32 protein-coding genes are annotated in these 25965 nt (G+C 66.5%); 30 read left to right on the top strand and 2 right to left on the bottom strand.

What is annotated here, in order from left to right; all coding sequences use genetic code 11:
* Nucleotides 1-24 precede the first annotated feature (24 nt).
* From rplB to DFJ65_RS15670, 25 genes are all read left to right on the top strand, one after another.
* Nucleotides 25-861 (top strand): 50S ribosomal protein L2, encoded by an 837-nt coding sequence (rplB, locus tag DFJ65_RS15790; RefSeq protein WP_115923849.1) that lies wholly within the window; start codon nt 25-27, stop codon nt 859-861.
* A 3-nt stretch (nt 862-864) separates the two neighbouring features.
* The gene (gene rpsS, locus DFJ65_RS15785) at nt 865-1146 is read left to right on the top strand and encodes a 30S ribosomal protein S19 (protein ID WP_115923848.1); all 282 of its coding nucleotides are present in this window, start codon (nt 865-867) and stop codon (nt 1144-1146) included.
* A 62-nt stretch (nt 1147-1208) separates the two neighbouring features.
* Nucleotides 1209-1577: a 50S ribosomal protein L22 gene (gene rplV, locus DFJ65_RS15780; protein ID WP_115923847.1), complete on the top strand. Its 369-nt coding sequence runs from the start codon at nt 1209-1211 to the stop codon at nt 1575-1577.
* Between the two features lie 3 nt (nt 1578-1580).
* A complete protein-coding gene (gene rpsC, locus DFJ65_RS15775) occupies nt 1581-2414 on the top strand; it encodes a 30S ribosomal protein S3 (protein ID WP_115923846.1) in 834 nt (277 codons plus the stop codon).
* Complete coding sequence (gene rplP, locus DFJ65_RS15770) at nt 2414-2833, top strand: 50S ribosomal protein L16 (protein WP_115923845.1); 420 nt, start codon at nt 2414-2416, stop codon at nt 2831-2833. Before rpsC ends, rplP begins: the two co-directional genes overlap by 1 nt.
* On the top strand, nt 2833-3090 hold the full coding sequence (gene rpmC, locus DFJ65_RS15765) for a 50S ribosomal protein L29 (RefSeq protein ID WP_115923844.1): 258 nt from the start codon (nt 2833-2835) through the stop codon (nt 3088-3090). The genes rplP and rpmC overlap by 1 nt, the downstream gene beginning before the upstream one ends.
* Before the next feature lie 2 nt (nt 3091-3092).
* On the top strand, nt 3093-3380 hold the full coding sequence (gene rpsQ, locus DFJ65_RS15760; RefSeq protein ID WP_115923843.1) for a 30S ribosomal protein S17: 288 nt from the start codon (nt 3093-3095) through the stop codon (nt 3378-3380).
* A gap of 309 nt (nt 3381-3689) precedes the next feature.
* Nucleotides 3690-4058: a 50S ribosomal protein L14 gene (gene rplN / locus DFJ65_RS15755; RefSeq protein WP_115923842.1), complete on the top strand. Its 369-nt coding sequence runs from the start codon at nt 3690-3692 to the stop codon at nt 4056-4058.
* 3 nt (nt 4059-4061) lie between these two features.
* On the top strand, nt 4062-4403 hold the full coding sequence (rplX, locus tag DFJ65_RS15750) for a 50S ribosomal protein L24 (RefSeq protein ID WP_115923841.1): 342 nt from the start codon (nt 4062-4064) through the stop codon (nt 4401-4403).
* Nucleotides 4403-4969, top strand: a complete 567-nt coding sequence (gene rplE / locus DFJ65_RS15745) for a 50S ribosomal protein L5 (protein ID WP_115923840.1) — start codon at nt 4403-4405, stop codon at nt 4967-4969. Before rplX ends, rplE begins: the two co-directional genes overlap by 1 nt.
* 1 nt (nt 4970) lies before the next feature.
* Nucleotides 4971-5156 (top strand): type Z 30S ribosomal protein S14, encoded by a 186-nt coding sequence (locus DFJ65_RS15740; RefSeq protein ID WP_115923839.1) that lies wholly within the window; start codon nt 4971-4973, stop codon nt 5154-5156.
* Nucleotides 5157-5333: 177 nt separating this feature from the next.
* Nucleotides 5334-5732 (top strand): 30S ribosomal protein S8, encoded by a 399-nt coding sequence (gene rpsH / locus DFJ65_RS15735; RefSeq protein ID WP_115923838.1) that lies wholly within the window; start codon nt 5334-5336, stop codon nt 5730-5732.
* 26 nt (nt 5733-5758) lie between these two features.
* Nucleotides 5759-6298, top strand: coding sequence for a 50S ribosomal protein L6 (gene rplF, locus DFJ65_RS15730; RefSeq protein WP_115923837.1), 540 nt, complete (start codon nt 5759-5761; stop codon nt 6296-6298).
* 3 nt (nt 6299-6301) lie between these two features.
* Nucleotides 6302-6682, top strand: a complete 381-nt coding sequence (rplR, locus tag DFJ65_RS15725) for a 50S ribosomal protein L18 (RefSeq protein WP_115923836.1) — start codon at nt 6302-6304, stop codon at nt 6680-6682.
* 31 nt (nt 6683-6713) lie between these two features.
* Nucleotides 6714-7397, top strand: a complete 684-nt coding sequence (rpsE, locus tag DFJ65_RS15720) for a 30S ribosomal protein S5 (RefSeq protein WP_115923835.1) — start codon at nt 6714-6716, stop codon at nt 7395-7397.
* A complete protein-coding gene (gene rpmD / locus DFJ65_RS15715; protein WP_115923834.1) occupies nt 7397-7579 on the top strand; it encodes a 50S ribosomal protein L30 in 183 nt (60 codons plus the stop codon). The genes rpsE and rpmD overlap by 1 nt, the downstream gene beginning before the upstream one ends.
* Nucleotides 7579-8037: a 50S ribosomal protein L15 gene (gene rplO, locus DFJ65_RS15710; protein ID WP_115923833.1), complete on the top strand. Its 459-nt coding sequence runs from the start codon at nt 7579-7581 to the stop codon at nt 8035-8037. Before rpmD ends, rplO begins: the two co-directional genes overlap by 1 nt.
* 201 nt (nt 8038-8238) lie before the next feature.
* On the top strand, nt 8239-9546 hold the full coding sequence (gene secY / locus DFJ65_RS15705; RefSeq protein ID WP_115923832.1) for a preprotein translocase subunit SecY: 1308 nt from the start codon (nt 8239-8241) through the stop codon (nt 9544-9546).
* A gap of 219 nt (nt 9547-9765) precedes the next feature.
* Nucleotides 9766-11106 carry an NAD(P)/FAD-dependent oxidoreductase gene (locus tag DFJ65_RS15700; protein WP_115923831.1) on the top strand — a complete coding sequence of 447 codons (1341 nt, stop codon included), beginning with the start codon at nt 9766-9768 and terminating at the stop codon, nt 11104-11106.
* A gap of 142 nt (nt 11107-11248) precedes the next feature.
* The gene (locus DFJ65_RS15695; protein ID WP_211308465.1) at nt 11249-11824 is read left to right on the top strand and encodes an adenylate kinase; all 576 of its coding nucleotides are present in this window, start codon (nt 11249-11251) and stop codon (nt 11822-11824) included.
* A 17-nt stretch (nt 11825-11841) separates the two neighbouring features.
* Nucleotides 11842-12711 (top strand): type I methionyl aminopeptidase, encoded by an 870-nt coding sequence (gene map, locus DFJ65_RS15690; protein ID WP_342767526.1) that lies wholly within the window; start codon nt 11842-11844, stop codon nt 12709-12711.
* A gap of 85 nt (nt 12712-12796) precedes the next feature.
* Entirely contained in the window at nt 12797-13201 is a 405-nt protein-coding gene (locus DFJ65_RS15685; RefSeq protein WP_115923830.1) for a TOBE domain-containing protein, read from the top strand.
* Between the two features lie 44 nt (nt 13202-13245).
* Nucleotides 13246-14022 carry a molybdate ABC transporter substrate-binding protein gene (gene modA / locus DFJ65_RS15680; protein WP_115923829.1) on the top strand — a complete coding sequence of 259 codons (777 nt, stop codon included), beginning with the start codon at nt 13246-13248 and terminating at the stop codon, nt 14020-14022.
* Nucleotides 14023-14095: 73 nt separating this feature from the next.
* Nucleotides 14096-14839: an ABC transporter permease gene (locus tag DFJ65_RS15675; protein WP_425453004.1), complete on the top strand. Its 744-nt coding sequence runs from the start codon at nt 14096-14098 to the stop codon at nt 14837-14839.
* A gap of 14 nt (nt 14840-14853) precedes the next feature.
* On the top strand, nt 14854-15897 hold the full coding sequence (locus tag DFJ65_RS15670; RefSeq protein ID WP_115924393.1) for a sulfate/molybdate ABC transporter ATP-binding protein: 1044 nt from the start codon (nt 14854-14856) through the stop codon (nt 15895-15897).
* A gap of 341 nt (nt 15898-16238) precedes the next feature.
* Here DFJ65_RS15670 and DFJ65_RS15665 read toward each other — a convergent pair whose 3' ends face one another.
* Nucleotides 16239-16436 (bottom strand): hypothetical protein, encoded by a 198-nt coding sequence (locus tag DFJ65_RS15665; RefSeq protein ID WP_115923828.1) that lies wholly within the window; start codon nt 16434-16436, stop codon nt 16239-16241.
* A 59-nt stretch (nt 16437-16495) separates the two neighbouring features.
* Complete coding sequence (locus DFJ65_RS15660) at nt 16496-18703, bottom strand: CHAP domain-containing protein (RefSeq protein WP_147301430.1); 2208 nt, start codon at nt 18701-18703, stop codon at nt 16496-16498.
* Nucleotides 18704-18928: 225 nt separating this feature from the next.
* On the opposite strand from DFJ65_RS15660, the gene DFJ65_RS15655 reads away from it, so the two are divergent.
* The 5 genes from DFJ65_RS15655 to DFJ65_RS15635 all read left to right on the top strand — a co-directional run bounded on the left by DFJ65_RS15655 (nt 18929) and on the right by DFJ65_RS15635 (nt 25931).
* On the top strand, nt 18929-19654 hold the full coding sequence (locus DFJ65_RS15655; protein ID WP_115923826.1) for a hypothetical protein: 726 nt from the start codon (nt 18929-18931) through the stop codon (nt 19652-19654).
* Between the two features lie 150 nt (nt 19655-19804).
* Complete coding sequence (locus DFJ65_RS15650) at nt 19805-21961, top strand: sensor histidine kinase (protein WP_147301429.1); 2157 nt, start codon at nt 19805-19807, stop codon at nt 21959-21961.
* Between the two features lie 83 nt (nt 21962-22044).
* Nucleotides 22045-22629 (top strand): LuxR C-terminal-related transcriptional regulator, encoded by a 585-nt coding sequence (locus DFJ65_RS15645; RefSeq protein WP_115923824.1) that lies wholly within the window; start codon nt 22045-22047, stop codon nt 22627-22629.
* A 249-nt stretch (nt 22630-22878) separates the two neighbouring features.
* Entirely contained in the window at nt 22879-23265 is a 387-nt protein-coding gene (locus DFJ65_RS15640) for a hypothetical protein (protein ID WP_115923823.1), read from the top strand.
* Nucleotides 23262-25931 (top strand): VWA domain-containing protein, encoded by a 2670-nt coding sequence (locus DFJ65_RS15635; RefSeq protein WP_245950459.1) that lies wholly within the window; start codon nt 23262-23264, stop codon nt 25929-25931. The genes DFJ65_RS15640 and DFJ65_RS15635 overlap by 4 nt, the downstream gene beginning before the upstream one ends.
* Nucleotides 25932-25965: the final 34 nt, after the last annotated feature.

The raw sequence follows: 25965 nt of genomic DNA, 5'->3' as shown, positions 1-25965 counted from the left end.
CGACGGCGAGGACAAGGACAGACAATGGGTATCCGTAAGTACAAGCCGACTACGCCGGGACGGCGTGGCTCGAGCGTCGCTGACTTCGTTGAGGTCACGCGTTCGACGCCGGAGAAGTCCCTGGTGCGTCCGCTGCCGAAGACCGGTGGCCGTAACGCGTCGGGCCGCATCACCACCCGCCACATCGGCGGTGGCCACAAGCGCGCCTACCGTGTGATCGACTTCCGCCGCACCGACAAGGACGGCATTCCGGCGAAGGTCGCTCACATCGAGTACGACCCGAACCGCACCGCTCGTATTGCTCTCCTGCGCTACGCGGACGGCGAGAAGCGCTACATCATCGCGCCGAACAAGCTGAGCCAGGGCGACACGATCGAGAACGGTCCGACCGCCGACATCAAGCCCGGCAACAACCTGCCGCTGCGCAACATCCCGACCGGTACGGTCATCCACTGCATCGAGCTGCGGCCCGGTGGCGGTGCGAAGATCGCCCGCTCGGCCGGTTCGCGTGTGCAGCTCGTCGCCAAGGACGGCCCGTACGCCCAGCTGCGTATGCCGTCCGGTGAGATCCGCAACGTCGACGTGCGCTGCCGCGCCACCGTCGGCGAGGTGGGCAACGCCGAGCAGAGCAACATCAACTGGGGTAAGGCCGGCCGTATGCGCTGGAAGGGCAAGCGCCCGACCGTCCGCGGTGTCGCCATGAACCCGGTTGACCACCCGCACGGTGGTGGTGAGGGCAAGACCTCCGGTGGTCGTAACCCTGTGTCGCCGTGGGGTCAGAAGGAAGGCCGCACCCGTCGGCCCAACAAGAGCAGCGACAAGATGATCGTCCGCCGCCGTCGTACTGGAAAGAAGCGCTAAGAGATGCCTCGTAGCCTGAAGAAGGGTCCCTTCGTCGACGACCACCTCGCCAAGAAGGTCGAGGCCCAGAACGAAGCCGGCACCAAGAACGTCATCAAGACCTGGTCGCGTCGCTCGATGATCACCCCGGACATGCTCGGCCACACGCTGGCCGTGCACGACGGCCGCAAGCACGTCCCGGTCTTCGTGACCGAGTCGATGGTCGGCCACAAGCTGGGCGAGTTCGCCCCGACTCGGACCTTCAAGGGTCACGAGAAGGACGACAAGAAGGGCCGCCGCCGCTGACGCGGGGGCGAGACCTGGTGACTACCAGCATGACTGCAACTACCGAAAGCAAAGGACAGGCGATGGAAGCCAAGGCGCAGGCGCGGTTCGTCCGTGTGACGCCGATGAAGGCCCGCCGCGTCGTGGACCTCATCCGGGGCAAGAACGCCCAGGAGGCGATCTCCGTGCTCACCTTCGCGCCGCAGAGCGCGAGCGAGCCGGTGCTCAAGGTGCTCAACAGCGCCATCGCCAACGCCCGCGTGCAGGCCGACAAGCACTCGGTCGCGTTCGACGAGCGCACCCTCGTGGTGTCTGCCGCGTACGTGGACGAGGGCCCGACCATGAAGCGGTTCCGTCCGCGTGCCCAGGGCCGCGCGAGCCGTATCAACAAGCGTACGAGCCACATCACCGTGTTCGTCGCCCAGCCGGAGAAGAAGGACGGAGGCCGCTGAGACATGGGTCAGAAAATCCACCCGAACGGTTTCCGCCTCGGAATCACCACCGAGCACAACAGCCGTTGGTTCGCCGACAGCACCAAGCAGGGTCAGCGGTACAGCGACTACGTCAAGGAAGACGTCGCGATCCGCAAGCTCATGTCCACGGGCATGGACCGCGCCGGCATCTCCCACGTGGAGATCGAGCGCACCCGTGACCGCGTGCGTGTCGACATCCACACCGCCCGCCCGGGCATCGTCATCGGTCGCCGCGGCGCCGAGGCCGACCGCCTGCGCACGGCGCTGGAGAAGCTCACGGGCAAGCAGGTGCAGCTGAACATCCTCGAGGTCAAGAACCCCGAGGGCAACGCTCAGCTCGTCGCCCAGGGTGTTGCCGAGCAGCTCGCTGCTCGGGTCAACTTCCGTCGCGCCACCCGCAAGAGCATCCAGTCCGCTCAGCGCGCCGGCGTCAAGGGCATCAAGGTGATGGTTTCCGGTCGTCTCAACGGCGCCGAGATGAGCCGCACCGAGTTCTACCGTGAGGGCCGTGTTCCGCTGCACACCCTGCGCGCCAACATCGACTACGGCTTCTACGAGGCCAAGACGACGTTCGGTCGCATCGGCGTGAAGGTCTGGATCTACAACGGCGACCTCACCGCCAAGGAGCTTGCTCGCGAGCAGGCCGCCGCTCCGTCCCGCCCGCAGCGTCGTCGTGACGACCGCCCGCGCGGCGAGCGTGGTGGCCGTGGCCGTCGCGACCAGGCTCAGGTGGAGTCCACCGAGGCCCCCGCCACCGAGCAGCCCACCGAGGCTGCCGCGGCGCCGGCCCCGAGCACTGAGGGAGGCGACGCCTGATGTTGATTCCGCGTCGTGTGAAGCACCGTAAGCAGCACCACCCGAAGCGTTCGGGCATGGCCAAGGGCGGCACCCAGGTGTCGTTCGGTGACTACGGCATCCAGGCTCTCGAGCCGGCCTACGTCACCAACCGTCAGATCGAGTCCGCTCGTATCGCGATGACCCGCTACATCAAGCGTGGCGGAAAGGTGTGGATCAACATCTACCCCGACCGTCCGCTGACCAAGAAGCCGGCCGAAACCCGCATGGGTTCCGGTAAGGGTTCGCCGGAGTGGTGGGTTGCCAACGTCAAGCCGGGCCGCGTCATGTTCGAGCTGTCCGGTGTGTCCGAAGAGGTTGCTCGCGAGGCCCTGCGCCTGGCGATGCACAAGCTGCCGATGAAGTGCCGCTTCGTCGCACGTGAAGGTGGTGACTTCTGATGGCTCTGGGTTCCAAGGACCTCGCGCCGGCGAAGCTGCGCGAGCTCGGTGACACCGAGCTCGTCGACCAGCTCAAGCAGGCCAAGCAGGAGCTTTTCAACCTGCGTTTCCAGTCGGCCACCGGCCAGCTGGAGAACAACTCGCGGCTGCGCGCCGTCCGCAAGGACATTGCGCGTATCTACACCGAGATGCGTGAGCGCGAGCTCGGCATCGGCCGCTCCGACAACGAGTCCGCTTCCGACGAGAAGGTGAGCTGAACATGGCTGACAAGACCGCGGAGCAGACCGTGGCCGAGGCGCGCAACGACCGCAAGACCCGCCAGGGTTACGTGGTCAGCGACAAGATGGACAAGACCGTGGTGGTCGAGGTCGAGGACCGCGTCAAGCACGCCCTCTACGGCAAGGTCATGCGTAAGACCAGCCGCGTGAAGGCGCACGACGAGGAGAACTCGTGTGGCGTCGGCGACCGCGTCCTGATCATGGAGACCCGTCCGCTGTCGGCGCAGAAGCGCTGGCGTGTGGTCGAGATCCTCGAGCGCGCCAAGTAAATGCTCAGCGTCGTCGCCTTCACCGCGGGTGCTGCCCGCGGTGAAGGGGACGGCGTGATTTGGAGCCTTGCGACGTCCGACCGTAGACTGGACTGTCGCCGCAGGGCGCCCAACCCTCAGTGTCCTTCCCGTTCAGCTCCGTGTTGAGCACGTGTTGACCACGCGTTTGACCACGGAGCTTCGGCATGACCAGCCATGTTCAGTGGCCGGCCAGGCCTGGAGTGGACCTGAGATGTACATGTATCCGTTCCGCAAGGCTCGGCCCCCACGCGGGAATCCGAGAACCAGTGAGACGACAGGAGAAGAACTGTGATCCAGCAGGAGTCGCGACTGAAGGTCGCCGACAATACCGGTGCGAAGGAAATCCTCTGCATCCGTGTGCTCGGTGGCTCGGGTCGTCGCTACGCCGGCATCGGTGACACCATCGTGGCCACCGTCAAGGACGCCATTCCGGGTGGCAACGTCAAGAAGGGCGATGTGGTCAAGGCCGTCATCGTCCGCACCGTCAAGGAGCGCCGCCGTCCGGACGGCAGCTACATCCGCTTCGACGAGAACGCAGCAGTGATCCTCAAGAACGACGGTGACCCGCGCGGCACCCGCATCTTCGGCCCGGTGGGCCGCGAGCTGCGCGACAAGAAGTTCATGAAGATCATCTCGCTGGCACCGGAGGTGCTCTGACTCATGGCGAAGATGAAGATCAAGAAGAACGACCTGGTGCAGGTCATCAGCGGGCCCGACAAGGGCAAGCAGGGCAAGGTCATCTCGGTCAACACCGAGACCCAGCGCGTGCTCGTCGAGGGCGTCAACCGCGTCACCAAGCACCTGCGCGCCGGCCAGCCCGGCCAGGCCAGCGGTGGCATCCAGGTCGTCGAGGCGCCGATCCACGTGTCCAACGTGATGATCGTCGACCCGGAGACCGGCAAGCCGACGCGCGTCAAGACCCGCGTCGAGACCGTTGAGCGGGACGGCCGCACCAAGACCGTCCGGACCCGCGTGTCCGTTCGCTCGGGTAAGGACCTGTGATGACTGAGACCACCACCAACACGGCGCCGCGCCTCAAGCAGCGCTACAACGACGAGATCAAGTCGGCCCTGCAGGCGGAGTTCAACTTCGCGAACGTCATGCAGGTGCCGGGCGTGGTCAAGGTTGTCGTGAACATGGGTGTCGGCGACGCCGCCCGTGACAGCAAGCTGATCGAGGGCGCCATCAAGGACCTGTCCGCGATCACCGGCCAGAAGCCGACCGTCACCAAGGCTCGCAAGTCGATCGCGCAGTTCAAGCTGCGTGAGGGCATGCCGATCGGTGCGCACACCACGCTGCGCGGCGACCGCATGTGGGAGTTCCTCGACCGCCTCATCTCGGTCGCTCTCCCGCGTATCCGCGACTTCCGTGGCCTGTCGCCGAAGCAGTTCGACGGCAACGGCAACTACACCTTCGGTCTGAACGAGCAGTCGATGTTCCACGAGATCGACCAGGACAAGATCGACCGCGTGCGTGGCATGGACATCACTGTCGTGACCACGGCCGCCAACGACGACGAGGGTCGCGCGCTGCTGCGTCAGCTCGGCTTCCCGTTCAAGGAGAAGTGACATGGCGAAGAAGGCCCTGATCAACAAGGCGAACGCCAAGCCGAAGTTCGCGGTCCGCGCGTACACGCGCTGCAACCGTTGCGGTCGTCCGCACTCGGTGTACCGCAAGTTCGGCCTGTGCCGTATCTGCCTGCGCGAGATGGCTCACCGCGGCGAACTGCCCGGCGTCACCAAGTCGAGCTGGTGACCACTCCACGAAGTTCTCCGCTCGTTCCTCGCTCCGATACTTCTCGGGGACGCCGGAAAACCTCGTGGTGACAGTCAGCCAACCAGCTACCACATCATCAGTTCAGAACATCTACACCGAAGGTCGGCCACGGAATCCCGTGACTGAAACCGCGGTGAGGGAGGGCGGGACAGCCCAATGACCATGACCGACCCGATTGCGGACATGCTGACCCGAGTCCGGAACGCCAACTCGGCGCACCACGACTCGACGTCGATGCCGTTTTCGAAGCTCAAGTCTCACATCGCTGAGATCCTGAAGTCCGAGGGATTCATCCAGGACTTCCGGGTCGAGGACGCGACCGTGGGCAAGACCCTGATCATCGACCTGAAGTACGGCCCCAACCGGGAGCGTTCCATCGCCGGCGTCCGCCGCGTTAGTAAGCCCGGTCTGCGCGTGTACGCCAAGTCCACCAACCTGCCGCGTGTGCTGGGTGGACTCGGGGTCGCGATCCTTTCCACGTCGTCCGGTCTGCTGACTGACAAGCAGGCCGCGTCCAAGGGTGTAGGCGGGGAAGTCCTCGCTTACGTCTGGTAATCCGGGAACGAAGGAGGAAACAAGACATGTCTCGTATTGGACGTCTTCCGGTTCCCGTGCCGAGTGGTGTCGACGTGACCATCGATGGTCAGGACGTCGCGGTGAAGGGCCCCAAGGGCACGCTCGCCCTGACGGTCCCGTCGCCGATCTCGGTCGCGAAGACCGACGAGGGCACCGTTGAGGTGACCCGTCCGAACGACGAGCGCGAATCGCGTTCGCGTCACGGTCTGACCCGCAGCCTGATCAACAACATGGTCATCGGCGTCACCGAGGGTTACACCAAGAAGCTCGAGATCCACGGCACCGGTTACCGCGTGACCGCGAAGGGCTCCGACCTGGAGTTCGCTCTCGGCTACAGCCACCCGATCCTGGTCAAGGCTCCCGAGGGCATCACGTTTGCCGTCGAGAACCCCACCCGTTTCTCGGTCACTGGCATCGACAAGCAGCTGGTCGGCGAGGTTGCGGCGAACATCCGCAAGCTGCGCAAGCCCGACCCGTACAAGGCCAAGGGCGTGCGCTACGAGGGTGAGCACATCCGCCGCAAGGTCGGAAAGGCCGGTAAGTAAGCCATGGCAAACGCACGTATCGTCAAGCGCTCGAACAGCAAGGCTGCGGCTCGCAACCGTCGCCACTTCCGTCTGCGCAAGCGCGTTTCGGGCACCACTGCTCGTCCGCGCATGGTCGTGAACCGCAGCTCGCGTCACGTCTTCGTGCAGATCGTCGACGACACCCAGAGCAAGACCCTGGTGTCGGCGTCGACCATGGAGGCCGACCTGCGCTCGTTCGACGGGGACAAGACCGCCAAGGCGAAGAAGGTCGGCGAACTGCTGGCCGCTCGCGCCAAGGACGCCGGCATCGACGCGGTCGTTTTCGACCGTGGCGGTAACCGGTACGCAGGTCGTGTCGCCGCCATCGCCGACGGCGCCCGTGAGGGTGGACTGACGCTGTGATGACCAACACTGCTGAGAAGAGGAACCACTGATGGCTGGACCCCAGCGTCGAGGTGCCGCTGGCTCCGCCCAGGGCGCCGAGAACAGCGACAACAACAACAACAACGGCCGTAACAACGACCGCCGCGGTGGCCGCGGTGGACGTGACGACCGTCGTAACAACAACGATGAGCGCAACCAGTACCTGGAGCGCGTCGTCACCATCAACCGCGTTTCGAAGGTTGTGAAGGGTGGTCGTCGCTTCAGCTTCACCGCTCTCGTCGTGGTGGGCGACGGCCAGGGCACCGTCGGTGTCGGCTACGGCAAGGCGAAGGAAGTTCCCCTCGCCATCGCCAAGGCTGTCGAGGAGGCGAAGAAGAACTTCTTCCGCGTCCCGATGATCGGCGGCACCGTGCCCCACCCGGTTCAGGGTGAGGCCGCTGCAGGCGTCGTCCTGCTGCGTCCGGCCGCTGCCGGTACCGGTGTCATCGCCGGCGGCCCGGTGCGCGCCGTGCTGGAGTGCGCCGGTGTTCACGACGTGCTGTCCAAGTCGCTCGGCTCGGACAACGCGATCAACATCGTGCACGCCACCGTCGCGGCCCTCAAGGGTCTCGAGCGTCCCGAGGCTGTCGCGGCTCGCCGTGGTCTGCCGCTGGACGCCGTCGCCCCGGTTGCGATGCAGCGCGCTCTGGCCGCTGACGCCGCCGAGAAGAAGACCGTGAAGGCAGGTGCCTGATGGCAACGCTGAAGGTGACCCAGATCCGTTCGGAGATCGGTAACAAGCCGAAGGCTCGCGAGACCCTGCGTTCGCTCGGTCTCAAGCGCATCGGCCACACCGTCGAGCAGGAGGACCGCCCGGAGATCCGCGGCATGGTCCGCGCGGTGCGCCACCTGGTGACCGTGGAGGAGATTGACTGATGGCTGAAGAGAAGACGCACGCACTGAAGGTGCACCACCTGCGTCCTGCCCCCGGCGCCAAGACCGCCAAGACCCGTGTCGGTCGTGGTGAGGGCTCCAAGGGTAAGACCGCTGGTCGCGGTACCAAGGGAACCGGCGCCCGGTACCAGGTGCCGGAGCGTTTCGAGGGTGGTCAGACGCCGCTGCACATGCGTCTGCCGAAGATGCGCGGGTTCAAGAACCCGTTCAAGGTGACCTACCAGGTCGTCAACCTCGACAAGATCTCGGCGCTGTTCCCCGAGGGTGGCACCGTCACCGTCGAGGACCTCGTCGCGAAGGGTGCGGTCCGCAAGGGCCAGCCCGTCAAGGTGCTCGGCACCGGTGAGATCACCGTCAAGGTCGACCTCACCGTGCAGAAGTTCTCGGCTTCGGCCAAGGACAAGATCGAGGCCGCGGGCGGTTCGATCACCGCAGCGTGATCAACCCCTGCGAACTCGCATGACTGTCGCCCCGGGCGACGGGCCAACGGCCCGCCGTCCCGGGGCACAGTCTTTGGCGGACCTTCGTTACAGGTAGAGTTCCGCTGGTTCTACCGCCCGTGCCACTGCACGGCTCATCGACTCCCTCGACCGTGATCCGGTCGAACGCCGTCCTCGGACGGTGCACCTCAGGAGGATCCTTTGCTTTCTGCCTTCGGACGGGCGTTCACCACGCCCGACCTACGCAAGAAGATCCTGTTCACGCTGGCGATCATGGCGCTGTTCCGGTTGGGCTCGCACGTGCCGACGCCCGGCATCTCCTACGCCGCCATCGAGGCCTGCCAGCGCGCGGCGAGCGGCCAGCAGAGCCTGCTCGGCCTGGCGAACCTGTTCTCCGGTGGTGCGCTGCTGCAGTTCTCGGTGTTCGCGCTCGGGATCATGCCGTACATCACCGCGAGCATCATCGTGCAGCTGCTCACCGTGGTCATCCCGCGGTTCGAGGAGTTGAAGAAGGAAGGCCAGTCGGGCCAGACCAAGATGACGCAGTACACGCGCTACCTGACCATCGGTCTGGCGCTGCTGCAGTCGTCGACGCTGGTGGCCGGTGCGGTCAACGCGCCGTACCGCCTCATCGGTGGCACCGAGCTGACCTGCCCGACGATCACCACCGACTCCAACGTCCCCACCATGATCATCATGGTGCTCGTGCTCACCGCCGGCACCGGTCTGATCATGTGGCTGGGTGAGCAGGTCACCGAGCGCGGCGTCGGCAACGGCATGTCGCTGCTGATCCTCACCGCCATCGCCGCGTCCGTCCCGGCGTCCGTCTGGGCGCTGAAGGACCAAGGCTGGGGCAAGTTCGTGATGGTCTGCATCATGGGCATCGCGATCACGATCGTCGTCGTCTTCGTCGAGAACTGCATCCGGCGCATCCCGGTGCAGTACGCCAAGCGGATGATCGGACGCCGCTCCTACGGTGGCACCTCCACCTACATCCCGCTCAAGGTCAACATGGCCAACGTGATCCCGATCATCTTCGCCAGCTCGCTGCTGTCGCTGCCGGTCATGCTCGCCGCGTTCGCCGACCAGACCAAGGGTTGGGGCCTGTGGGTCAACCAGCACCTCGCCCGCGGCGACCACCCGCTCTACATGGCGGTCTACACCGTGCTGATCCTGTTCTTCACGTTCTTCTACGTGTCGATCACCTATCAGCCCAAGGAAGTCGCCGACAACCTCAAGCAGAGCGGTTCGTTCATCCCCGGCGTGCGCGCCGGCGACGCCACCGCGAAGTACATCGGCTACGTCCTCAACCGCATCACGGTCGTCGGTGCCGTCTACCTGGCGATCCTCGCGCTGATCCCGCTCATCGCGCTGGCGCTGGTGCAGGCCAACCAGAACTTCCCGTTCGGTGGTGCCTCGATCCTGATCCTCGTCGGTGTGGGTCTGGAGACCGTCAAGCAGATCGACTCCAAGGTGCAGCAGCACCACTACGAAGGTTTCCTTCGTTAATTGCAGGCTCCTTCGGCGTCGAGCCCCGCAGCAGTTACTCCATTCCTGCTGCGGGGCTCGGCCGTCCCGCCTGCGTGAGCCGTGCGCTGTGGTCCGGCCAGCGCCACCGCTGGCATTGACAAACCTCGAGATCCGCCTTGTGCTGCTGGGTAGCGCAGCGTTTCGAACGTCACACGCTCAGCGGACCGGCGGCTGTGTGGGAGCCAATATCATGGAGTCATGGGTGAAAACACGGGCCGTAGGCAGCATGTCGTCGTGATCGGTGGCGGATTCGGTGGGCTCTCCGCCGTCCGCACTCTGCGGAAGGCCGACGTCGACGTGACGTTGATCGACCGGCACACCTACAACACCTTCCAGCCGCTGCTGTACCAGGTGGCCACCGCGACGCTGAACCCCGGCGACGTCACGTGGTTCCTGCGCGCGGTGCGCGAGCACAACCCGCGGGTGCGGTTCATCAACGGTGAGGTCACCACGATCGACCACGACGCCCGACAGGTGCTGCTCGAGGGCGACCGCTCGGTCAGCTACGACAAGTTGATCATCGCCACCGGCGTCACCGCCAACTTCTTCGGCATCCCCGGCGCCGAGCAGCACGCGCTCCCGCTGTACACCCGCGCCCAGGCACTCGCCGTCCGCGACCGCATCTTCACCGGCCTGGAGTACGCCGCCGCCCACCGCCAGGGCGAAGACGTGCGCATCGTGGTCGTCGGCGGTGGCCCCACCGGTCTGGAGACCGCGGGCGCGCTGGCCGAACTGCGCAACAACGACATGCCGATCACCTACCCCGAGCTCGACCGGTCGCGCACGCACGTGACGCTCATCGAGATGGCGCCGAACCTCCTCGGCCCGTTCTCCAAGAAGAGCCAGGAGTACGCGAGGAAGTCGCTGGAGAAGCGCGACGTCGACCTGCGCCTCAACACCACGGTGAAGCAGGTGCGCCCCGACGGTGTTGTCGTGGGCGACGGCGAGTTCATCCCGGCCGGCGTCACCATCTGGGCCAGCGGCATCAAGGCACCCGACGCGGTCAAGAACTGGGGCATGCCCCAAGGCCGCGGCGGCCGCATCGAGATCGACCACCACCTGCGGGTCAAGGGCATGAAGGATGTCTTCGCGATCGGCGATATCGCCGTCGAGGACGGCGACCGCGCGCTCCCGCAGCTCGCGCAGCCGGCGCTGCAGGGCGGCGCCTACGTGGCGAAGCTCATCCGCGCCGAGCTCAAGGGCGAGACCGTCGGCCCGTTCGAGTACAAGGACAAGGGCATCCTGGCGACCATCGGCCGCAACTCCGCCGTCGCCGAGGCCACCCACCTGCCGAAGCTGACCGGTTTCCCGGCCTGGGCGATCTGGACCGGCGTGCACGTGTTCACTTTGCTCGGTGTGCGCAACCGCGCCGCCGCCATGGTCAACCTCGGCAGCCGCTACCTGTTCTGGCACCGCGGTCACAACGCGATCGTCGGCGACACCCCGCCGGCGCAGGGCATGACCCCGGACGACCTGCCGAGCCGCCTGCTGTCCGACGGTTCGACCGACGTCATCGCGGAGCCGACGCACCGTCCGTGATCCTTGGCGCACCGTCCGTCGACATCGGCTGACGGTGCGTGTGCTGAGACCGGTCACCATCCGGCCCGGCCCGCTCGGTAAAGTGCCGAGAGATGATTCCCACGGTCGAGGCCGCCTCGACCCGAATTTCGGAGGTTCGCAGGTGCGACTGATCATTCTCGGCCCGCCCGGCGCAGGTAAAGGCACGCAGGCGGAGCGCATCACCGCTGCCCACGAGATCCCGCACATCTCCACCGGCGACATCTTCCGCGCCAACATCAAGAACGAGACCGAGCTCGGCAAGCAGGTGAAGTCGATCCTGGACGCCGGTGGTTACGTGTCGGACGACCTCACGAACGCGATCGTCGCCGATCGTCTCGCGCAGGACGACGCCAAGGACGGCTTTCTGCTCGACGGCTACCCGCGCACGCTGGCCCAGGTCGAGGCGCTCGACGCGCTGCTGTCCGACAACGACCAGTCGCTCGACGCGGTGCTCGAGCTGGTCGTCGACGACGAGGAGCTCATCAAGCGTCTGCTGAAGCGCGCCGAGACCTCCGGTCGCACCGACGACACCGAGGAAGTCATCCGCGAACGCCAGGCGATCTACGTGCGCGAGACCGCGCCGCTGGCCGAGAACTACCGCGAGCGTGGCCTGCTGGTCGGCGTCGACGGTGAGGGCGACATGGACGAGGTGACCGAGCGCATCGAGCAGGCGCTGGCGAAGGCCGCCGCGAACTGACGTGATCCGGCGCTGACGTGATCCTCGGTCTCGGCAAGGAGAAGTTGCCGGTCAAGACGTCCGAGCAGTTGCTGCTGATGCGCGCTGCCGGGCTCGTCGTCGGACGCTGCCTGGAGCGGGTGCGCGACGCGGCGGTCGACGGGGTCACCACCGGTGAACTCGACGCTGTCGCAGAGCAGTTCATCCGCGGCGAGGGCGCCGTGCCGTCGTTCTACGGCTACCAGGGCTTCCCGGCCACGCTGTGCATCTCGGTCAACGACGAGGTGGTGCACGGCATCCCGGGGGAGCGGGTCATCCGCGACGGCGACCTGGTCTCGATCGACTGCGGCGCGATCGTCGAGGGCTGGCACGGCGACTGCGCGATCAGCCTGATCGTCGGCGGTTCAGGTCACGCGCGCCCCGATGACGTCGCGCTGATCGACGCCACCCGTGACTCCATGTGGGCGGGCATCGGCGGGTTCCGCGCCGGTCGCGGCGTCTACGAACTGGGCGGCGACATCCAGGACTCCATCGAGGCGGCCGGCCGGGCCTACCGGGCCGGTGGCCTCGACGTCGAGTTCGAGATCGTCGACGGCTACACCGGCCACGGCATCGGTCGCGAGATGCACATGGAGCCCACCGTCTTCAACGAGCGGGTGAAGCCGAAGGGCCCGCAGGTGCGGGTCGGCGCCACCGTCGCGATCGAACCGATGGTCACCCTCGGCACCTACGAGACCCACGAACTCGAGGACGAGTGGACGGTCGTCACCGACGACGGGTCCCGCGCCGCCCACTGGGAGCACACGGTCGCGCTCACCGAGCGCGGGCTGTGGGTGCTCACCGCACTGGACGGCGGCAAGGCCGACCTCGAGGCGCGCGGGTTGCCGTTCGGTCCCCTGGCCGACTGACCCTCAGCCGCTTTAGCTCCCTGGGTCAGCAGATTCTGTTGGAGTCTCCTTCCGGAACCGCGAATGCGGATATAGCATCCGCATCATGCCGCGAATCCGGATCCGCGATGCTGCCACCTTCTTGGGTGTCAGCGATGACACCGTCCGTCGGTGGATCGACAACGGCGCCCTGACCGCGCAGACCGACGACGCGGGCCGCAAGGTGATCGACGGCAAGGCGTTGGCGCAGTTCGCCCGCTCGTCGGCGCACTCGATGCCCGACCCGTCGGGTGTGGCCGGCTCGGCCCGCAATCGTTTCGTCGGCATCGTCACCGATGTCGTGATGGACAAGGTGATGGCGCAGGTCGAGCTGCAGTGCGGGCCGTTCCGCGTCGTCTCGCTGATGTCGAGCGAAGCTGCCCGCGAACTCGGCCTCGAGCCCGGTTCGGTGGCCGTCGCGGTGATCAAGTCGACGAATGTCATCGTCGAAACCCCTGGAGGAGAATCGTGAATCGCGTTCTTGCTGTTGCTATTTCGATCGGTGCGTCGACCGGGATGGTGGCGGTGCTCGGTGGCCGCGGGTCGTCGTCCGACGAGGGCGCGTTGAGCACGTCCGGTTCGAACGCGGGGTCCAGCAGCGCCTCCTCGAAGTCGGAGTCGGGCACGCTCACCGTGTTCGCGGCGGCCTCGCTGAAGAAGACCTTCACCGAGCTCGGCAAGCAGTTCGAGACGGCCCACCCTGGGGTCAAGGTGACCTTCAGCTTCGCTGGGTCGTCCGACCTGGTCACCCAGTTGCAGCAGGGCGCCCCGGCCGACATCTTCGCCTCGGCCGACACCAAGAACATGGACAAGGCGACCAACGACAAGCTCGTCGCGGAGGAGCCGACCCTGTTCGCCTCCAACACGCTGCAGATCGCGGTGCCGCCGAAGAACCCCAAGGGCATCAACTCGCTCACCGACCTCACCAAGCCCGGTCTGAAGGTCGTCATCTGCGCGCCGCAGGTGCCCTGCGGGTCGGCCACCAAGACGGTCGAGAAGGCCGCCAATGTGACGCTGAAGCCGGCCAGCGAGGAGTCGTCGGTGACCGACGTGCTCAACAAGGTGACCGCGGGGGAGGCGGACGCCGGCCTGATCTACCGCACCGACGTCGCCGGCGCCGACGGCAAGGTCGAGGGCATCGACTTCGCGCAGTCGTCCGAGGCGGTCAACAAGTATCCGATCGCCGCCTTGAGCTCAAGCAAGCAGGCCGACCTGGCCAAGCAGTTCATCGCCCTGGTCACCGGCACCGCGGGGCAGAAGGTGCTCGCCGACGCCGGGTTCGCCAAGCCGTGACTTGGTGAGCGACGGGCGCCCCGGAGCGCGGACGCGGGGGCGGGGGTACGCGGGCCTGCCGCGGTGGGTCTTCGTGCCCGCCGCGGCCGGCGCCGTCTTCGTGCTGCTGCCGCTCGCGGCGATGCTGCTGAAGGTCGACTGGGCCAACTTCCCGAGCCTGGTCACCTCCGAATCCTCCAGAGCCGCACTGGTTCTCAGCCTGAAGACCTCCGTGGCGTCGACGCTGCTGTGCGTGCTGCTCGGGGTGCCGATGGCGATGGTGCTGGCGCGCACCCGATTTCGCGGTCAGCGCATCGTGCGCTCGCTGGTGCTGCTGCCGTTGGTGCTGCCGCCGGTGGTCGGCGGTATCGCGCTGCTCTACACCTTCGGCCGGCGCGGGCTGCTCGGTCACACCCTGGAGGTGCTCGGCATCCAGATCGCGTTCTCGACCATCGCGGTGGTGATCGCGCAGGCGTTCGTCGCGCTGCCGTTCCTGGTGCTGAGCCTCGAGGGCACCCTGCGCAGCGTCGGTCAGCGTTACGAGGAGGTGGCCGCGACGCTCGGTGGCAAGCCGACGTTCGTGCTCACCCGGGTGACCTTCCCGTTGGTGCTGCCCGGTCTCGCGTCGGGTGCGGTGCTCGCCTTCGCGCGCTCGCTGGGGGAGTTCGGCGCGACCCTCACCTTCGCCGGCAGCCTGCAGGGCGTCACCCGCACGCTGCCGCTGGAGATCTACCTGCAGCGTGAGACGGACGCCGACGCCGCGGTCGCGCTGTCGTTGGTGCTGGTCGTGGTGGCGGTGTTGGTGGTCTCGCTGGCGCAGGGACGAGGCAAGCGGTGACCGGTGCGCTGTCGATGCGGGCGACGCTCACCGCCCGTGGGCTCGATGTCGAAATCGGTTTGGCCCCAGGCGAACACGTCGCGGTGCTCGGTCCGAACGGTGCGGGCAAGTCGACCGTGCTCGGCCTGGTCTCCGGGCTGCTGCGCCCCGACTCCGGGCGCGCCGAACTCGACGGACGGGTGCTGTTCGACGAACGCCACTGGGTGCCCCCGCACGCCCGCGGCGTCACCCTGCTGGCCCAAGACCCGCTGCTGTTCCCGCACCTCAGCGTGCGCGACAACGTGGCGTTCGGTCCACGTGCGTCGGGCCTCGGGGCGCGTGCCGCACGGGACATCGCGCAGGAGTTCCTGACCGAGGTCGACGCTGCGGAGTTCGCCGATCGGAAGCCGGCTCAACTGTCCGGCGGTCAGGCGCAACGGGTGGCGATCGCGCGGGCGCTCGCGGCGCGTCCGGCCCTGATGCTGCTCGACGAACCGATGGCGGCGCTCGACGTCGCCGCCGCCCCCATGTTGCGGCGGGTGTTGCGGCGGGTGCTCGAGGGGCGCTCGGCGTTGATCGTGACCCACGACGTGCTCGATGCGGTGCTGCTCGCCGATCGGGTGGTCGTCGTCGAAGGAGGCCGGATCGTCGAGGAGGGCCCGACCGCCGAGGTGGTCGCCCGCCCGCGCACCCCGTTCACCGCGGGTCTCGCCGGCCTCAACCTGATCCGCGGACGGGTCACGACGGAGTCGGTGCTGGAGGACGACCACGGGGTCGAGGTGACCGGCACCCCGACCGAACCGTTGACCTCCGGTGAGCGGGGGCTTGCGGTGTTCAGCCCGAACTCCGTTGCGGTGCACGACGATCGGCCCCACGGCAGCCCGCGCAACACTTTCCCGGTGACGATCACCGAGCTCGAACCGCGCGAGTCGCTGGTCCGCGTCCGCGCCGTCGACCGGTCGGGCGACACGCTGCTCGCCGACGTGACGGCGTCGTCGGTGGGGGAGCTGGATCTCTACCCGGGCAAGCAGGTGTTCTTCGCGGTCAAGGCGACGGCGGTGACCGTCTACCCGTCGTGAGCACGCCCCGGCGCGTACCGCCGAGGGGACGCTCGGTCACCGACGGAACGCCGAACGCGGCGTTCCGTCGGTGAGCAGGCTTTCCGTCCGCGAGGGAACGCCGGTGTGAGACTGACCGACATGTCCGGTCCGCGCTTGACCGTCGATTCCGCCGGCGAGCTCTTCGAAGTGTCGCCGGAAGCGAGATCAAGCCGGAACCACGCGCAATTATCGGCGCGTAGGATGCGGGGACTTCAAAGGCGTCAACTATTGGGTTTATTGGCACGCGCGACGGCCAACAAGGTCGTTCGTATGTCGAACCCATGTCATCGGTGCCAATGCGCTTGTTTCGGGGCAAGGTCTTATTCCATCTTTCCCGCGACGAAGAAGAGCGCGCCTGCTATTGCCAGCATGGGCAGCATCCAAACCACCTCCGATTGGTAATAGCCGGTGACGGCTCGAATCACCGGGACTGCTGCGACGATGGCGGCGGCCACCTTGAGGTACAGGGCGATCTTGGCGCGGTCGGCGTTTGAGTTCATCGGGATCTCCTGTTTCATTCTTCGGTTCTTCGGTGCAGGACAAGGTCGGGTGACCGCGCGAAGCGGCAACGATCCGGTCAGGGGGTCCAGTAGGCGGAGGTGTCGACCGTGACCGGGGTTGCCCCCGAGGCGAACACGGTGATCGTGCCGCCGGTGCCGACCTTCACGATCGCACTGTTCGAGATCGACCCACCGGTGGTGTAGTTCAGATTCGACACCACCGGCCGGGCACCGCCCGTCGGATAGACCGTCAGGTACCCCGCCGTCGACGGGTTCGCCGCGGTCACCGTCACCTGCACCGCCTTCGCGTTCGCCGGCACCCCGGCAACACCGGCCACCTGAACGGTGAACGACCCACCCGAGGCCACCGCACGGTTGGTCACCAACCGCGTCGGTGTGAACGCCACCGTGTCACCGACGGCCGGCACCCAGCCGTCCAGATCGACGATCAACTCCGTCGACGCCGTCGACCGCAACGTGATCTTGCCGCCCGTGCCGAGCTTGACCACACCCATCCCCGCGATCGTCTGATTCGACCGGTACGACACCGACAACGCCGACGGCACCGCCACCCCCGCCGGATACGCCGTCACCGACCCTGCACCCGCCGGCCCGACCGTCGTGATGTTCACGACCGCCGCCGACGCGTTCGCCGGCACCCCGTTCGCACCACCGATCGTCACCGTCACCGTGCCACCCGCCGGGATCCGCACCTTCGGTGCACCGATCCCGTACCGCGTATCCAACACCCGCACCGGGGTCACCCCGGTGTACGCCGCACCCGCCGGGTAATACCCCGCGACATCCGCAATCAACTGTGTCCGCGCCGCGGTGTACAACGACACCTTGCCGCCCGTACCGACCTTCGTCACGACCAGGTTCGGAACCGTCTGTCCGGGAACGAAATTCAGGTTCGACGCCGTCGGCCGCACCGCGCCCGTCGGCCACACCGTCACATACCCCGACCCCGGACCCGTCGGCGAGACCGCCGTCACGTTCAACACCACAGCCGACGCACCGGCCGGCACACCACCCACGCCCGTGACCTGCAGATCCACCCGACCACCAGCCGGCACCACCGCCTTCGGCGCACCAATCCCATACCGCGTATCCAAAACCCGCGACGGAGCCAACGACACATACTTCGGCGCAGCGACGGTTGCCGTTCCGGAGCCGATTGCCTGGTTGTCTCCAGGCCCGGTGTTCAACGCGTACCCGTACACGGGAACCGCGCCGCGACGGCCGGTGTAGAACGTGAGGTCGAAGCCGTGCTTGTCCCCGTACTCGGGGTAGGTCGCTGCGATGTCCGAGCGGCTGAGGTTGGCGGTGACCGCTTTGACGTCTGCACCCGCGGTGCCGGCCGGGGCGCCGACGTAGAGATGGACACCGATAGATGCGGTGGTTGAATTCGGATCGGCAGCCCATCCGCGGACTCGCAGATACCCCGGTGAAGGCGAGGTGGCGGAATCGACGCGACCGAACGGGTTCGGGTCGCTGACAGTGACCGTCCGTTGGCCGATGAGCGGATTGTCGCCTTGAGGCACATTGATCGCATAGACGTAGACCGCGAAAGTTCCACGCATGTTGGTGGAGATCCAGGAGTCGAAGCCGTGGTACTGGCCCACCGGGCCGAAGACATTCTCGACATCCGGGCGCGAGGTGTTCGCAGCGATGGCGTAACCGGGGGCTCCAGATCCAGCCGGGCCGCCCATATAGACGTGAACGCCGAGTTGCGCCGCCAAGTTGTCTCGGTCGAACGCCCAGCCGCGCACACGGATCTGCCCAGGTCCACCGTTCACGTCGTCGAGAGAGGCTTGCGGAAGCTGATTGCTGATGGGCGGTGTTTTCCGCCAGTGACCCAGGTACCCATAGCCGAAGAAGGCGTGGGAACCGCCGGTCCGACGGCCGTTGAAGTTCTGGTCGTAGATCTGCCCGTGGTACCAGACGGCAATGTGCCCGTATGACGTCGTCCATGCGCCCGAGCCCCAGACGACAATGTCGCCATCTCGGAAGTTGGTGTCCGTCGACCAGGTGAAGCCGCGCGCGGCGAGTTGGTTGCCGCCGGTGCCACCGGCGCGATAGTCGACGGCGTTGCCCCAGTGGTCGACAGTGATCCCATGGACCTGACCGAGGTATTGAGCAACAAGGCTCACGCACTCACCGCGATACTCGCCCTGTGCGTTGGCCAACGACTGCCCGGTGGTCGAGCTGACGAACTGGTCAAGAGTGATGAGCGCTCTGGCCTCGGGCGCTCTCACACCGGCGCTCACCAAGAAGAGAAGCATCGCGACGAACACCGTGGCTAACCGGTGGACCGGAACGGACTGACGAGTGGTTCGCATCACGCTGCCCTTCGGAACGATGGATCCTGTTGAACAGCAACGTAGGTATCGCCGCGCCAGCCCGCACGTCCTGCATTGGCGGGACAGGCGGCAGCCTTCGTTTCCATGGGTATGTGTCCCCATACGTCAAACCGGCCGAGGGCACTGGGCCGTGCCAGACTGGCCAACATGCAAGGGGCCCGACTGACCATCGACTTCGCCGGCGAAATCTTCGAGGTGTCCGCCGAGGCGAACTTCACCGTCGGCCGCACCGGCGACCTCGCCCTAGACGACAACGACTACCTGCACCGCAACTTCCTGGAGTTCGCGCACCGCGACGGTCTCTGGTGGATGCACAACGTCGGCTCCCGGCTGCCCGCCACGCTCACCGGCGGCTCCGGTCTGATGCGCTCGACCGTGGCGCCCGGCGCCGGCGTGCCGATCGTGTTCTCGCCGTCCGTCGTCACCTTCTCGGCCGGCGCGACCACCTACGAGCTCGAACTCACCACCGACACCGACATCTTCGAGTCGACCCCGCACGTGGTCGACCCGGCTCGGGGCAAGACGACGATCGCGCCGACCACCTTCACGCTGTCGCAACTGCAGGCGATCCTGGCGCTCGCCGAGCCGATGCTGAAGCACACCGGGTCGGGCGCCTGGGAGATTCCCACCTCGGCCGACGCGGCACGCCGCCTCGGCTGGACGCAGACGAAGTTCAACCGCAAGCTCGACAACGTCTGCGACAAACTCACCCGGGCCGGCGTCCGCGGGCTGCGCGGCTCCGAGCGCGACCTGGCAGTCAACCGGCGCATGGTGCTGGTGGAATACGCCGTCTCCACCCTGCTGATCACCCCGGACGATCTGCCGATGCTCGCCGTCGGGGAGGGGCAGGGGGAGGACCGGATCGTGCGCTGACTTCTTGCGCAGATTCTGTACTTACGCAAAATATGCTCCAGATCACCACCGTCGTGCCAAGCTCCGAGCATGGCAAGGGGATCTCGGCCGCCGGACCTGTCAGTCCGTGCATTCGATCAAGTAACGCGGTGGTTGTACGGTGCCGGCCTTGTGCTCGCCCTGATGATTGCGTGGACGACAATCGATCGGTCGGGTAGCCAGTACACGACGCTCTTTTCAGTCGCCATGGTGGGCGTTGGCTCCGTTGGTTACTGCATGGTTCGCGGTTTCACCCCGTACGGTGCGTGTGTCGTTTCCGTCGCCGTGCTGATCATCCACATCGCGGCCCCACCCGGCGATCAGGTCGTGCCGATCACGGTCGCCCTCTTCAGCAGCTACATCGCGTTGTCCGGGGAAGCGCTGTGGAGCGCCGCTGCGGTACTCGTCTTCAATCTCGTTGTCGTCGCCGTGCCCTACCTCAAGGGTGACGAACGCGACATCGCGATCGTGCTGGTCGATTCGCTGGCACGGCTCGCAACGGTGCTCGCGGTGGTGATCTGCGTGCGGGGCGGGCGCAGAGCGGCCCTCGAACTCGACCGCCAGGCGGTGCGATCGGCCGCGCAGCGGCGACTTGAATCCCACGCCCTGGCGCAGGAGGCGCAGACCCGATGGGTGAACCACTTTCTGCACGACGGCGTGGTGCACGCCCTCCGAGCCGTCACGTTGGGGCAGCGACTCAGTCGGCGCGAGGTTCAATCGTCGGCAGCCCTTGTTGTTGCCGATCTTGCCAGGCTGGGCGGTCCCAATGCGCTGGCGGTGAACCTACGCGCCGAGCTCGCGCGAGCCGCGCGCGACATCGAACTCGAGGTTCGCTGGAATGTCGAGGAGATCTCCGCCCCGGTGGCGGTCCGCGAGGCGCTGTGCCAAGCCATCCGTGAGGCGTTGCGCAATGTGCGTCTGCACAGCGGTTGCGGCAGTGCCGAGGTCACCGTTCGCCGGGTCGGCCGTGGACTGCGTGCCAGTGTCCGCGACGGTGGCGTCGGCTTCGATGCCACGAGGTTGCCGGAGGACCACTTCGGGGTACGCAACGGAATCGTCGGCAGATTCAATGACGTCGGAGGCACCGCACGAGTGAGGTCGGGTGCTCGTGGGACGACGGTGTCCTTCGAGTGGTCACCGGCACGATCGTTGGGCGACTGGCGCGGTGCGTTCGAGGTCCGATCGTTGGCCGGAGATGTTGGCATCCCATACGTCCTGCTGAATGTTGTTCAGATGGCGCTGATCGCTCACACGCTCGCCGCCCCGGCATTCGCCGTGCTGGCAACCGTGCTGACCTCGCTCGTGTGGTTCCGGGCATGGCGCACCCTGCGTAAGCGCGATGCCACCGGACCGGAAGCGGCCGCGTTGATGGCAATCGGTCTGAGCGCATCACTCGCCGGTGGTCTGTCGGTGCCAGGCACTTTCGAGCCGACGACCTATTGGTTGGCCGGTGGCACCCTCGTGCTGTTCATCTTTGCGATCGTGGCACGTCCGGTGGTCGAGACGATCCCGTGGGTATTCCTGCTGCTCGTCGGCCCCACCACGCTCCTGGCTTGGCGCGGGGCCGATCTCGCGCAGTTGCGCCAGATGGCGCCGGCCCTCGGCATGCCAGCGACGGGTGTTGCCATGGGTTACCTTGTCCGGTTCCTCCTCGACCGGCTCGGAACGCACACAGAGGAGCGGATGCAGGCCGAGCGAGAAAGCTACGAGCGCGTTGCGGCATCCGCGGCGAGGGAGCAGCTTCTGGCCGAGCGCGTCACCGATCTCAACGAACGGATCGCTCCTTTCCTTGCGGAGATCGCGCTCGGCCGGCTCGACTGTCGCGATCCGGAGGTGCAGCGGGTCGCCGGGGTCTACGAGGCGCGGGTGCGGGACGTGCTCGGCGGTCGCATCACGACCTGGCCGGTCGAGCTCGTCGGGATCGTCGACGACCTCCGCGTGCGTGGCGCGAATCTGTCGTTGGCGCGCCACGCCGACGGGGTTGAGTGCCAAGCCGTTCTTGTCCGGTCGGTGCTCTCGAGCCTGGAGCCGATGGATGTGAGCGAGGTACAGGTGAGGGTCAGTTGGACTCCCCGCCCGAGCGGCAGCCTGGTCGCGGTCAATGTCACCCCGTATGTGGCGCGGGTCGAGCGGCGACTGATCGGACGGTTGCCGGCAGGCAGCAAGATCCAGACCGATCGCCACTCCTATCTACGATTCAGTCACGAAGGATGTGTCCCAGCCATCGAGCACGGTCCCGGAAAATCGGGACATGCGTCGCGACGTGAAATCGAGACGATTGAGCGGTGACCCCAGCTGGAGCCTCGCCCGAGAACCGGCCGCCCATCCGTCTCGGCGCGATCGACGACCATCCGATCGTTCTTCGAGGGCTGATGGCGACGATCGCCGCCGACCCGACGCAGTTCTCGCTCGACTTCCTCGTGTGCAGCATCCGCGACCTCGACTGGTCACGCACCTGCCAACCGGACGTCTTGCTGCTGGACATCGACCTGAACGACGGGAGTGAACCGGACGAGAACGTGTCGACCCTGGTCGGCATGGGCCTGAAGGTCTTGCTCTTCACCTCTGAGCGGCGCCCGGCTCAACTGCGCAAACTGGTCGGTCTGGGGGCCGCGGGCTTGGCGTTGAAGTCGGACTCAGAGGAGCAGATCGTCGAGGCCATCCGCCAGGTAGCGGTCGGCGAGTTCACGACATCCAGCCATTTGGCCGAAGCCCTGCTGACCGATCCCGGACTCATGGCCAGTCTGTCGCCCCGTGAACTCGAAGTGCTCGAGCAATTGGCATCGGGCGTGCCGAAGAAGGCGATCGGAAACGCGCTCGATGTCCCGGTTTCCGCGAACACTGTCGAGACGTACTTTCAGCGGATCGCTGCTCGGTATGCCGCATTGGGACGACCGGTGGCGAACATCTACGGCTCGCTGCGGGAAGCGACCCGGGACGGGCATCTCGATCTGTGATGGCACGTGTCCTGAGTTCTCCGGACACGACATCAGCCGATTGTTTCAACAGGCTGGACCCCGGTCGCATCCGTGCGGTCGAGGCAGAGATGGGGATGGTTGTGAGAAGGATGCGGCGTGAGCAACCCTGACGACGAATGGGCAGCTGCGGAGGCAGAGGCGGCCCGCAGGACCGGAAACGGGTACCAATCGGCCCTTCCACCGACGTGGCCTGCTCCGTCGACGCCGTCCGCACCCATCGGTGGCGGGATGCCGGCGTCGTCGATCGCCGCGCCGATCAGCGGGCCGGCCCCGGCGGACGAGCCGCCGCCGGCGCCGTCGCCGCACAGGGTTGAATCATCGCCGCTCGGGCTCCTCGCCGCTGCTCTCTGCGCGGTCGTCGTGGCGGCAGGTGTTGCCTTCATGCTCGGTGGGGGCACTGGTGGGGTGATTGCGTGGGTGCTCGCCGGCCCGATTGCAGTTCTGTTGGTCGGCGCATTTCTGGTGAGCGACGGACGGCGACGCGGCACCGGTTGGTATCGCCCGCAGGAGATCGCAGTCTGGTTGCTCCGAGGCACGATTGTGGCGTCGGTTCTGGTCGTCGCTTTCAGCTCGTTCCTGATCGCGAACGAGATTGCCCGGGGGCGGTGGACATGAAGCGCTTTGCCGCGGCGTTGGCCGTCGCCGGCCTGATCGGGCTCAGCACTACGACAAGCTCCTTCGCTGCTCCTGACCCGAGCAACAACAACGAAGCACTGCAACGCGTCGGGGCTTGCATCGCCGGCGGCGGCGAAGGCGACATCCTGCTGCTGGTTGACACCTCGGGCTCGCTCAAGCAGAGCGACCCGACGAACGCCCGTGTGTCAGCCGCCAAGTACCTCGTGTCGCAGCTGAACGACTTCAGCGCGACGAACAAGACGCCCATCAACGTGTCGATCGCCGGCTTCTCGGGGACGTACGCGACGAAACTCGACTGGACCAAGCTCGGCAGCGGCACGAACACCGTCGACGCGGTGCTCGACTCTTTCGCTGCCCAGAACACCGGAGCGGACACCGACTATTGGACGGCGCTGACCGGCGCTCGCAAGGAACTCGCGAAGCGTTCGAACAGTGCCGGTACCCACTGTCCAATGCTCGTCGTCTTCACCGATGGTGAGAATTCAATCGAGCCTCGTGGCCAGGTCGGCAAGGTCGATGGTGATCCGAAGCCGTACGCACCGGGGAACCCGTTGAAGTCAGCCAGCGATGTGGCAGCAGCCATGAAGGCGGCCGAGGGCGATCTGTGCCGCCCCACGGGCCTTGCCGACCAGTTGCGAAGCGACGGAATCACAACGGTCGCCGTTGGATTGTCCGGGAAGACGAAACCAGACTTCGCCCTGTTGCGCGGTCTGTCGGTCGGCACCGGGGGAACCACCTGCGGAGCGTTGACGCAGCCGAGTCCTGGTGCGTTCTTCGAGGCGTCCAACATCGACGAACTCTTCTTTGCTTTCGACCAGTTCGCCACTCCCGGGCAGAGGCCCATCACCCAGGATGCCGGTCTCTGCGCGGGTGCGCCGTGCCCGGGTGGAACCCATTCGTTCGTGGTCGACACGTCCATCGGACGGGTGCACGGCCTCGCAACGAGCACGGTCGCCGCCGCCTCGGTGATCCTGCGTTCGCCGTCGGGCAAACTGCTGACGTTGGGGTCGGGCGACGGAGCGAAGACGGGTGCGCTGCCCGGTGCGACCGTCAGCTGGTCTTGGGTGTCGCCGCAGACCCTGTCGTTCGACCTCAAGCGCTCGAGCGACAAGGAATGGACCGGACAGTGGAGCATCTCCTTCGTTGCGAAGAGCGCGGCCGGCAGGTCGCAGTCGAGCCTGCATCTCTTCGGCGACATCGCGCCGGTGTGGGCGAATCAGTCAGGCACGGTGCTCCGAACGGGAGAGACCGCCGACATCAAATTGGGCGTGACGCGCTCCGACGGCAAGGGGATCGACCCGGCGTCCTTGGGCGACAAGACGGTGCTCAAGGCTGACCTCGTCACCAAGGCCGGCAAGAGCACGCCGGTGGCGGCGAAGCTTACGAAGGCAGCGATCGCGGGAGCACACAAGCTCGACTTGGGCAACGTCGACCCTGGGCCGGCGGTGCTGCGGTTGACGCTGAACGTCACGACGAACTCGTGGAAGTCGGGTGCGAAGACCATCACGGGCACGTCTCTGGAACCTCAAGTGAAGGATTACGCGGTCACGGTTCAGCCACCGGCCTCGTACCCGCAGTTGCCGGCGCGGATCGACCTGGGCACCAGCGAGGGCGACGAACCGGTCAGCGGACGGATTCCATTGACCGGTGCCGGGTGTGGCTGGCTCGCCGAAGGCGCGAAGCTGACCGGTGCTCCGAGCGGCGTGACTGCCGCGGTGTCATCCGGGGTCAGTGCGTCGACAGCGTGCGCGAGCGGCGGAATTCCGATCACGGTCAAGCCATCTGGTGTTGGCAACGGTCTCCTTGCCGGCACTGTGACGGTGATGGTGCGGTCGAACGACGCGGGGGCGAAACCCGTTGCGCAGCAGGTAGATTACCGACTCGAAATGCAACGGCCGGTTGACAAAAAGGTCTTCTACCCGCTGCTGATCGGGCTGACCCTGCTGGGTCTGGCCATTCCCCTGGCCCTGCTCTACGCGGTGCGATACGCAACCACCAAGCTTCAGGGAAACGCGGTGGCCGTCGGTTCTGTGCGCGGGCCGGTGAACGAGGAGCACTCGTTCCTCACTCACGCAACAGTTCTGGACGAGTCGGGCGTCATGACCGTGCCGCTTTCCGGGCAACGCTCGGTGAATGCCGACGGCAAGGTGTTCAAAGCGAAGATGAGCCTGTCGCCGACCGAACCCGGTCGAGTGGTTGTCGAGCAACCGCGCACACCGGCAGCAGGAGAAGGCGGGCGTCAGATCGGCGGACGTGCGGTGCTCCCGCTCGCGCTGGCCAATACCTGGATGGTGTCGCTCGACGCGCAGAACCCGCACTCGGGCGACGTCGAGGTGACCTTCTTGACCACTCCAGATCGTTCCGGTTGGAGCGAGCTGGTCGCCGACGCGGCGACGTTCGTGCCGGACGTCGTGCGCAAGCTGCGTGCGGAACTTCCGGCGGACGGGTCCATTGCAGCACACACGGGCCAGGACGACTGGGGCTCAGGCGGATCGGACGGGTTTGGCGGATCGCCGGGGGCTGATCCGTGGAGTACACCGTCTGCTGCAGCGGACCCCTGGGGCGGTGCCGTCACGACAGCCGCGCCGCCCGAGGAGTCTCCCGGCACCTCGAGGTCCGCGGCGGATCACGACCCGTGGGCATGAGCAGCCCGACCAACGAGATCTGCAAGACAACCGA

Source organism: Calidifontibacter indicus, assembly GCF_003386865.1.
GTDB classification, from domain to species: Bacteria; Actinomycetota; Actinomycetes; order Actinomycetales; family Dermatophilaceae; genus Yimella; species Yimella indica.
This window is presented reverse-complemented; position numbering and strand designations above follow the sequence as displayed.

Excerpts from the sequence above, each read along its gene's own strand:
- rplB (WP_115923849.1), top strand. The coding sequence starts at position 25 with ATGGGTATCCGTAAGTACAAGCCGACTACGCCGGGACGGCGTGGCTCG.
- rpsS (WP_115923848.1), top strand. The coding sequence starts at position 865 with ATGCCTCGTAGCCTGAAGAAGGGTCCCTTCGTCGACGACCACCTCGCC.
- rplV (WP_115923847.1), top strand. The coding sequence starts at position 1,209 with ATGGAAGCCAAGGCGCAGGCGCGGTTCGTCCGTGTGACGCCGATGAAG.
- rpsC (WP_115923846.1), top strand. The coding sequence starts at position 1,581 with ATGGGTCAGAAAATCCACCCGAACGGTTTCCGCCTCGGAATCACCACC.
- rplP (WP_115923845.1), top strand. The coding sequence starts at position 2,414 with ATGTTGATTCCGCGTCGTGTGAAGCACCGTAAGCAGCACCACCCGAAG.
- rpmC (WP_115923844.1), top strand. The coding sequence starts at position 2,833 with ATGGCTCTGGGTTCCAAGGACCTCGCGCCGGCGAAGCTGCGCGAGCTC.
- rpsQ (WP_115923843.1), top strand. The coding sequence starts at position 3,093 with ATGGCTGACAAGACCGCGGAGCAGACCGTGGCCGAGGCGCGCAACGAC.
- rplX (WP_115923841.1), top strand. The coding sequence starts at position 4,062 with ATGGCGAAGATGAAGATCAAGAAGAACGACCTGGTGCAGGTCATCAGC.
- rplE (WP_115923840.1), top strand. The coding sequence starts at position 4,403 with ATGACTGAGACCACCACCAACACGGCGCCGCGCCTCAAGCAGCGCTAC.
- DFJ65_RS15740 (WP_115923839.1), top strand. The coding sequence starts at position 4,971 with ATGGCGAAGAAGGCCCTGATCAACAAGGCGAACGCCAAGCCGAAGTTC.
- rpsH (WP_115923838.1), top strand. The coding sequence starts at position 5,334 with ATGACCATGACCGACCCGATTGCGGACATGCTGACCCGAGTCCGGAAC.
- rplF (WP_115923837.1), top strand. The coding sequence starts at position 5,759 with ATGTCTCGTATTGGACGTCTTCCGGTTCCCGTGCCGAGTGGTGTCGAC.
- rplR (WP_115923836.1), top strand. The coding sequence starts at position 6,302 with ATGGCAAACGCACGTATCGTCAAGCGCTCGAACAGCAAGGCTGCGGCT.
- rpsE (WP_115923835.1), top strand. The coding sequence starts at position 6,714 with ATGGCTGGACCCCAGCGTCGAGGTGCCGCTGGCTCCGCCCAGGGCGCC.
- rpmD (WP_115923834.1), top strand. The coding sequence starts at position 7,397 with ATGGCAACGCTGAAGGTGACCCAGATCCGTTCGGAGATCGGTAACAAG.
- rplO (WP_115923833.1), top strand. The coding sequence starts at position 7,579 with ATGGCTGAAGAGAAGACGCACGCACTGAAGGTGCACCACCTGCGTCCT.
- DFJ65_RS15700 (WP_115923831.1), top strand. The coding sequence starts at position 9,766 with ATGGGTGAAAACACGGGCCGTAGGCAGCATGTCGTCGTGATCGGTGGC.
- DFJ65_RS15685 (WP_115923830.1), top strand. The coding sequence starts at position 12,797 with ATGCCGCGAATCCGGATCCGCGATGCTGCCACCTTCTTGGGTGTCAGC.
- modA (WP_115923829.1), top strand. The coding sequence starts at position 13,246 with ATGGTGGCGGTGCTCGGTGGCCGCGGGTCGTCGTCCGACGAGGGCGCG.
- DFJ65_RS15670 (WP_115924393.1), top strand. The coding sequence starts at position 14,854 with ATGCGGGCGACGCTCACCGCCCGTGGGCTCGATGTCGAAATCGGTTTG.
- DFJ65_RS15665 (WP_115923828.1), bottom strand. The coding sequence starts at position 16,436 with ATGAAACAGGAGATCCCGATGAACTCAAACGCCGACCGCGCCAAGATC.
- DFJ65_RS15660 (WP_147301430.1), bottom strand. The coding sequence starts at position 18,703 with ATGCTTCTCTTCTTGGTGAGCGCCGGTGTGAGAGCGCCCGAGGCCAGA.
- DFJ65_RS15655 (WP_115923826.1), top strand. The coding sequence starts at position 18,929 with ATGCAAGGGGCCCGACTGACCATCGACTTCGCCGGCGAAATCTTCGAG.
- DFJ65_RS15645 (WP_115923824.1), top strand. The coding sequence starts at position 22,045 with ATGGCGACGATCGCCGCCGACCCGACGCAGTTCTCGCTCGACTTCCTC.
- DFJ65_RS15640 (WP_115923823.1), top strand. The coding sequence starts at position 22,879 with ATGCCGGCGTCGTCGATCGCCGCGCCGATCAGCGGGCCGGCCCCGGCG.
- DFJ65_RS15635 (WP_245950459.1), top strand. The coding sequence starts at position 23,262 with ATGAAGCGCTTTGCCGCGGCGTTGGCCGTCGCCGGCCTGATCGGGCTC.